At 70.7% G+C, this 4,413-nt stretch carries 4 protein-coding genes; 1 reads left to right on the top strand and 3 read right to left on the bottom strand.

Annotated features, from left to right (window positions below; translation table 11 throughout):
- Window positions 1-230: 230 nt before the first annotated feature.
- The 3 genes from ABTZ94_RS36380 to ABTZ94_RS36370 form a co-directional block, all read right to left on the bottom strand.
- Entirely contained in the window at window positions 231-1,304 is a 1,074-nt protein-coding gene (locus tag ABTZ94_RS36380) for a prenyltransferase/squalene oxidase repeat-containing protein (RefSeq protein WP_351207542.1), read from the bottom strand.
- Window positions 1,301-2,065 (bottom strand): class I SAM-dependent methyltransferase, encoded by a 765-nt coding sequence (locus ABTZ94_RS36375; protein ID WP_351207540.1) that lies wholly within the window; start codon window positions 2,063-2,065, stop codon window positions 1,301-1,303. Before ABTZ94_RS36375 ends, ABTZ94_RS36380 begins: the two co-directional genes overlap by 4 nt.
- A 63-nt stretch (window positions 2,066-2,128) precedes the next feature.
- Complete coding sequence (locus ABTZ94_RS36370) at window positions 2,129-3,460, bottom strand: glycosyltransferase family 4 protein (RefSeq protein WP_351207538.1); 1,332 nt, start codon at window positions 3,458-3,460, stop codon at window positions 2,129-2,131.
- A gap of 230 nt (window positions 3,461-3,690) precedes the next feature.
- On the opposite strand from ABTZ94_RS36370, the gene ABTZ94_RS36365 reads away from it, so the two are divergent.
- Window positions 3,691-4,302, top strand: a complete 612-nt coding sequence (locus ABTZ94_RS36365) for a TetR family transcriptional regulator (protein ID WP_351207536.1) — start codon at window positions 3,691-3,693, stop codon at window positions 4,300-4,302.
- The last annotated feature ends 111 nt before the right edge of the window (window positions 4,303-4,413 follow it).

Genomic DNA, 4,413 nt, shown 5'->3' with positions numbered 1-4,413 from the left:
GTACGGCGGGACCCGCCGATTAACGACCTCCCCCACGATAGGGAGCGGGCTCCCGACGCCCTGCGACTCCGCTTGCGGCGTTGTCGTCAGTCAACGACGCTCCGCGTCGACTCCTTCCTCCGCCTTGCAATCGAAGCCGCACGACGCCGCTCGCTGATCCGCTCCCTATCGTGGGGGAGGTCGTAAGACCGACCGGCCGGGGGCGGACGACGCTGCTTTCGGCACCCGCCCTAGCCGCAGCAGTCCGGTTCCAGCCCGCGCGGCAGCCGTTCGCCGCTGAAGACCGCGGTGGTCGCCTCGTCGCCGCCGAGCGCGGCCACCGCGAGCAGCAGCGAACCGGCGGTCCAGTTGGTGAGCTCCTGCGGCCAGAACGCCCGGTTGCCCTCGAAGACGTACCCCGTCCAGTACATGCCGCCGTCGGCGCGCAGATGCTGGATGGACTGGAGGATCTCCAGCGCCCGGTCCGACTCGCCCATCACCCAGAGCGCCAGGGCGAGTTCACAGCTCTCGCCACCGGTCACCCACGGATTGGGCAGCACACAGCGCACGCCGAGGCCGGGGACCACGAAGCGGTCCCAGCCCTCCTCGATCCGCACCTTGGCGGCCGTTCCGGTGAGCGCGCCGCCGAGGACCGGGTAGTACCAGTCCATCGAGTAGCAGCTCTTGTCCAGGAAGCGTTCCGGGTGGTTGCAGATCGCGTGGGCCAGCGCGCCGGTCGCCAGCTCCCAGTCCGGCTGCGGCTCTTCGCGCCGTTCGGCGATGGCGAGTGCGCAGCGCAGCGCCTGGTGGATGGAGGAGCAGCCGGTCAGCAGCGCGTCGTCGACGGGGGTTCCGTCGGCTTCGCGCTTCCAGCCGATCTGGCCGCCGGGCTGCTGGAGCCGGAGCACGAATTCGACGGCGGCGTAGACGGTCGGCCACATCCGGTCGACGAACGCGTCGTCGCCGGTGGCGAGGTAGTGGTGCCAGACACCGACGGCCACGTAGGCGCAGAAGTTGGTCTCCAGGCCGCGGTCGGTCGGTTGGTCCGGGTCTCCGTCGTGGTAGGCGGCGTACCAGGAGCCGTCCTCGTTCTGATGCCGGGCCAGCCACTCGTACGCGCGTTCCGCGGCGGCGTGCTCGCCCGCCGCGTCGAGGGCCATGGCGGCCTCGGTGTGGTCCCAAGGGTCGAGGTGGTGGCCGCGGAACCAGGGCAGCGCGCCGTCCTCGCACTGCGCGGCGAGGAGGCCGGCGACGGTCTCGAGGGCCTCCTCGGCGGTGAGGACTCCGGGCAGTACGAGGTGTTCGGTCTGCTCGGGAGTGGTCACGCCTCGGCCTTGGAGAGGTCCTCGGCGGCGGCCACGGGCAGGTGCGGCTTGGTCGCGTACGCCACGAAGCTCTTGCCCACGACCGGGTTGAGCAGTTGCTCGGCGACCCGGGTGACGGCCGGCTTCTTCATGATGTCCCAGACCAGCAGCTTGTGGTACGCGCGGACCGGCAGCGCCGCGTCCTTGCCGTCGCGGCCCACCCCGAGCGCGCACTTCAGCCACCAGTACGGCGAGTGCAGGGCGTGGGCGTGGTGGGTGCCGTACGGCTTGAGGCCGGCGCCGCGGATCTTGCCGAGCAGTTCGTCGGCCTTGTAGATGCGGATGTGGCCGCCCTCGACCTCGTGGTACTCGTCGGAGAGTGTCCAGCAGACCTTCTCCGGGCCGTAGCGCGGCACGGTGATGGCGATCCGGCCACCGGGCTTGAGGACCCGGACCATCTCGGCGAGCACGCCCTTGTCGTCGGGGATGTGTTCCATCACCTCGGAGATGATCACGACGTCGAAGGACTCGTCGGGGAACGGCAGGTTGAGCGCGTCGCCCTCCATCGCGGTGGCGGTGGCGCCCTCGGGGGCCTCTTTGGCCTCCTTCATCGCGGCGAACCACTTCGCGACCTCGCGGATCTCCTCGCCGTTCTGGTCGAGGGCCACGACCTGGGCGCCGCGCCGGTAGCACTCGAAGGCGTGGCGTCCGGCGCCGCAGCCCAGGTCGAGCACTCGGTCACCTGCGGCGAGCGGGAAGCGGGTGAAGTCCACGGTCAGCACGAATGCCTGCTTTCGCGGTCGGGGGGTATCAGTGGGCAAGGACGACGAGGGCGGGCGGCGGTGTCAACGACGGCCGCCGGGGCGCGTGGTGCCGACGCGGGCGGCGATCGCCTCGCGGTAGAGGGCGGCGGTGCCGATGGCGGCCTGCTTCCAGGTGAAGCGGGAGAGCACCCGGGCGCGGCCCGCGGCGCCGAGCCGGGCCCGCAGTTCCGGGTCGCCGAGCAACCGGGCAAGCGCGTCGGCCAGCGCCCCGGCGTCGGCGGGCGGGACGGCCAGGCAGGTCTCGCCGTCCGGGCCCGCGACCTCGGGGATCGCACCGCCGGTGGTGGCGACGAGGGGCGTGCCGGTGGCCATGGCCTCGGCTGCGGGCAGCGAGAAGCCTTCGTACAGCGAGGGGACACAGGCGATCTGGGCGCCGCGCACCAGGTCGACGAGTTCGGCGTCGCTGATGCCCTTGACGAATTCGACGGCGTCCTGGAGTCCGTGCCGCTCGATGGCCTGCGCGACAGGTCCGTCCTCGGCCCGCTTGCCGACGACCACGAGGTGCGCCTGCGGGTTCTCGGTGCGGAGCTTGGCGAGTGCCTCGACGAGGTGGACGAGGCCCTTCAGTGGGACGTCGGCGCTGGAGGTGGTGACGATCCGGCCGGGGACCTCGGCGACCGAGGGGTCGGGCGACCACAGCTCGGTGTCCGCGCCGATGTGCACGACGTGGACACGGTCCCCCCGCACCCCGAGATGGTCGACGATCTCCTGCTTGGAGGAGCCGGAGACGGTGAGCACCGAGGGCAGCCGGCGCGCGACCCGCTTCTGCATGCGAGTGAAGGCGTACCAGCGGCGGACGGAGGCACGCCGACGACGGGTCTCGGCGGCATCCAGGTCCAACTGCCGGTCGACCGTTATGGGGTGATGGATCGTGGTGACGAGCGGGGCGCCGAGGTCCGCCAACAGCCCGTACCCGAGGGTCTGGTTGTCGTGGATGACATCGAACTCGCCGCGGCGGGCGACGAGATGGCGTCGGGCGCGCAGGCTGAAGGTGAGCGGTTCCGGGAAGCCGCCGGTCCACATGGTGGCGACCTCGGCGGCGTCGATCCAGTCCCGGTACTCGCCGCGCTTCGGGGTGCGGAACGGGTCGGGCTGGCGGTAGAGGTCCAGGCTCGGCAGCTCGGTGAGCGGGACGCCGTCGTCGAGCACCGGATAGGGCTGGGCGCCGATCACTTCGACGCTGTGGCCGAGGCGGGCGAGCTCGCGGCCGAGGTGGCGTACGTAGACGCCCTGGCCGCCGCAGAACGGGTTGCCCTTGTAGGTGAGGAGCGCGATGCGCAACGGACGGTCGCCGGCGGTGCCCGACGTGTCGCTGCCCGTGCGGGGGCCCGTCTCTACGGCCTCAGCGGTCACACTCGGCCCCCTTCTCACTGCGTGTTCGCCGGAGCGTAACCGCTCACGCTAATCTAGAACAAGTTTCAGACTGGATCGTTCAATGAGCTACGAATCTACCGGCAGGTAGCGTCGGTGCAACGGCCGGATCAGGTGATTCGCGCCACGACCGGCCGCCCTGGCATGCTGTGCGCCGCCGGGAGACCGAGCGCCTCCCTCCGGTTGCGGACAGAAGCCATGGATGGGGACACATGACAGCGGAAGCGAAGTCGGCCTCGCCGCCCCTGACGGAGCGACAGGAGGCCCGCCGCCGCCGCATCCTGCACGCCAGCGCCCAGCTCGCCGGCAGGGGCGGCTTCGAGGCGGTGCAGATGCGTGAGGTCGCGGAGGCCGCCGAGGTCGCCCTGGGCACGCTGTACCGCTACTTCCCGTCCAAGATCCATCTGCTGGTCGCCACCATGCAGGACCAGCTCCAGCACATGCACACCACGCTGCACAAGCGCCCCCCGGCCGGGGACGACGCGGCGCAGCGGGTCGCCGGCACCCTGATGCGGGCGTTCCGCGCACTGCAGCGCGAACCGCACCTGGCGGATGCGATGGTGCGTGCGCTGACCTTCGCGGACCGCAGCGTCAGCCCGGAGGTGGACACCGTCTCGCGGATCACGACGGCGATCATCCTGGACGCCATGGGCCTGGAGCATCCGACACCACAGCAACTGTCCGCGGTCCGAGTCATCGAGCACACCTGGCACTCGGCGCTGATCACCTGGCTGTCGGGGCGGGCGTCGATCGCCCAGGTGAAGACGGACATCGAGACGGTGTGCCGGCTGATCGACGTGACGACGCCACCGGACGCCCCCTAATACTGCAACGACACTTCGTGATGTCCTCTGCGTTTGTAGTGGCTGATGCGGGCTCGGGCTTGGCTCTTTCTTCGCCATAGGGACCAGGCGAGTACGTGCTGGGTGCCGTGG

Source organism: Streptomyces sp. NPDC002785 (assembly GCF_040295565.1).
In the GTDB taxonomy this organism is placed as follows: Bacteria; Actinomycetota; Actinomycetes; order Streptomycetales; family Streptomycetaceae; genus Streptomyces.
Note: the sequence above shows the minus strand (reverse complement) of the source record. Positions and strands in the feature narration are given on the sequence as shown.

Bases quoted from the DNA above. Each gene is read 5' to 3' on its own strand.
- ABTZ94_RS36365 (WP_351207536.1), top strand. From the start codon at position 3,691: ATGACAGCGGAAGCGAAGTCGGCCTCGCCGCCCCTGACGGAGCGACAG.